Genomic DNA, 2756 nt, shown 5'->3' with positions numbered 1-2756 from the left:
ACCTGGCCATTGACCACAATGGGCAACTGGCCAGCTGGCGTGAGACCGCTCGTGGACGTTGCCGCAAACGCCATCGGGCTAATCGCACCCAGGACAATCGCAGCTGAAGCAATGCCACTCAGTGTGCGTTTCAAGTCCCCTTCTCCTCCTTACGACTCCTATAGAATCCATAGCCTGAAGTTCGGTGACGAAGGTCACCCTGGACTGGCCATTCGTCACTGTCCCCGCGTTTCCGGAAGTCCTTCGAGAGGTTTCGAACTGTCTCTTCGCGTCCGACAACCACGTTCGAAGCCTCCTGTCACCGTCTAGAACGCAGGAAGACATCCCTCCCTTCAGTGGCTACCTGTACCCATCCCTCTCCTGGCTTTCGCCGCCAGGATTCGACACCACGAGGGCTGTTCTCGGCAATGCAGGCCACTCTAGCAAGTTATGTATCCTAAGACAGTAGCCTCATTGCCGCATTATACGCTTTCTTCCCTTGCAAGTAAAGACCTAGCGAGGAAGAGTGGCGCAGTTTTCGGCATATTCTCGGCTTTAAGGCGAGATTGGCCTCTAGATGCAGTCCTCGCCGCTACCGACGCCTACATGGTTCGACTGGTCGGCTTTGTTTGTGAGGGTCCGCCGTCGGAATCGCAAATCTTTTTGCAAGTTGTGTGGCGTGTTGAGTCTCGTCCCGCCAATCTGTTACAGTGGTTTTCGTTCGTCGCATGGTCGTTTTGGGGGTACTGCGATGACATCATTTGTGACGCTGGCAGATCTTTGGACAGCCGAGATCGTCGAGAAAAAATCCAGGTTCATTGCGTCAGCCTTTCGCGTCCGAACGGAGCCAGAGGCGTTCGCTGCGTTGGCCCGCGTCCGAGAGGAACACCCGGACGCTCGGCACCATGTATACGCGTATCGGATAGGTATTCAGGTGCCGAGCGAGCGGTTTTCGGATGATGGCGAACCGAGCGGCACCGCTGGCCGACCTGTGCTTGAGGTCATCCGCCGTAAAGACCTGACCAACGTTTTGGTGGTCGTGACGCGCTACTTTGGCGGCATCCTGCTTGGCGCGAGCGGTTTGGTCCGGGCGTACACCGAGGCCGCAGCGGCGGTCCTGGAGAAGGCACCGAAGCTTGTGTGTGCTCCGATGTGCGACATCCTCGTCACCTGTGGGTATGAGCACTACGGCAAACTCGCGCATCTGCTCGAACAGGCAGGCCTCCGATTGTACGATGCGGAATTCACGGAAGCCGTGCGATTTCGCCTTGTGGTGCGTGAGGTGGATGTGCCGCGCACCGTGGATCTCGTGACGGATGCGACGTCCGGGCAGGCGACATGCGAGGTGTCCCCGCCCGCATATGTAGGCATGACGGATGCCGGCGAACTCGTCCGCGACGTGTGGCTCCCCGAACAGGCGACAGAGTGACGACCTCAGAATCGCGGATACGCGACGCCCCGTGCGAGCTGAAGGATCAGGGCGGATCGCGCGGCTAAGATGCGCTCCACCACCCGTGGCCTTGGCATTCTCACCATGAACTCAATGCCATCGGCCATCCGCACCGCGGTCTCCTCCGGGCTCATGGCACGGACGCCTTGAATGGCATCGATGCGGAAGAATCCCTGCGCGCCGTCGTTGCGCCCGATGGGCGTACGCACCCGAAGTTGAGCATATGCAAGTCCTTCCGCCGGAATGACGACGGGAGCGAAGAGACTCCGATTGAGATCTTCCTCACAGGCTCGGCGCAGATCCCGCTGCGAGATGGCAAAGTGCCGGAGCAAGCTTTCCCGCACCCATTGCGCGCGGTGCGGCAGGTAGAACATGCGGCCTTCCGACAACAACACAAGCGTCCGATTCCCCTGACAGTACACAGGCACAAATGCGGTGATCCGGCGTGCAATCTCGCCCATCCGCGGCGCGTCGCCCTCCGTATGCACCGGGACATTCTCCATGGGGTGCTGATTAGGCTCCGGCAGGATAAACATTGAACACATTCCTCCTCGATGGCTGTCATACTTGAACTCTCTTCTTTCCGTCGTGATTAGAATGATTGGAGATCCCTACCTGTTTGTAGCTAGGTTATCTTGAGCCTATGAATTCTGTCAATATGGGAATCTACGTTTGTGGACTTAGCTTTGTCCCAAAGGGGGCGAGCAGGGCTTCGGCCTTCGGCCTACAGATCTGCTCGCCCCCTTTGGGACTTCGCTTCAGAAACTGGGGATGTAGCTCTTCTGCTGACGAAGGGGATGGGGTGCCTCGCGTTACCTGGTGAGACAGCGCATGTGTGGAGGAACTTAACGAGCTGCGCCTCGAATGGAGAGCATGGGCGGCTGTAAGGAGGGCTCTCGTTTGCACCGATTGTGGTTCTCACCCGCTTTCTTTGCGGGCTTTCGCCACAGGAAGGAGCGCAGGTGTCCCGCAACTACGACAAAAGGCCAGGCAGATGTGCCTGACCTTTGTCACTCGCCTGGCAACGACCTACCTTCCCAGGAGGCTTCCCTCCCAGTATTCTCGGCGCTGGAGGTCTTCACGTCCGTGTTCGGGAAGGGTACGGGTGTTGCCCCTCCGCTATGGTCACCAGACCTGCTTCGCTCCATGCTCGCTCGGAGGGCTTCGGCCTTCGGCCTGCAGATCTCCTCGCTCGCATGTCGCTTCGCATCTGTCTTCTTGGCCCTTGCCACCGTGCATAGGGAGTCGTTCAGGTGAAGCCCTCGACCGATTCGTATCTGTCCGCTCCACGCATCACTGCGCTTCCACGCCAGACCGATCCACCTCG

Annotated in this window: 2 protein-coding genes and 1 rRNA gene; 1 reads left to right on the top strand and 2 read right to left on the bottom strand. The window is 58.8% G+C overall.

Annotation, left to right across the window (positions count from 1 at the left end; genetic code table 11):
- The first annotated feature begins 730 nt into the window (after positions 1 to 730).
- Positions 731 to 1408 (top strand): YigZ family protein, encoded by a 678-nt coding sequence (locus AC27E8_RS11775; protein WP_487099300.1) that lies wholly within the window; start codon positions 731 to 733, stop codon positions 1406 to 1408.
- Positions 1409 to 1413: 5 nt separating this feature from the next.
- Here AC27E8_RS11775 and AC27E8_RS11770 read toward each other — a convergent pair whose 3' ends face one another.
- Both AC27E8_RS11770 and rrf read right to left on the bottom strand, forming a co-directional pair.
- Positions 1414 to 1965, bottom strand: a complete 552-nt coding sequence (locus AC27E8_RS11770; protein ID WP_487099299.1) for a hypothetical protein — start codon at positions 1963 to 1965, stop codon at positions 1414 to 1416.
- A gap of 480 nt (positions 1966 to 2445) precedes the next feature.
- Positions 2446 to 2562, bottom strand: a 5S ribosomal RNA gene (gene rrf / locus AC27E8_RS11765).
- Between the last annotated feature and the right edge of the window lie 194 nt (positions 2563 to 2756).

The organism is Alicyclobacillus sp. CIJ1 (assembly GCF_057538885.1).
This window is presented reverse-complemented; position numbering and strand designations above follow the sequence as displayed.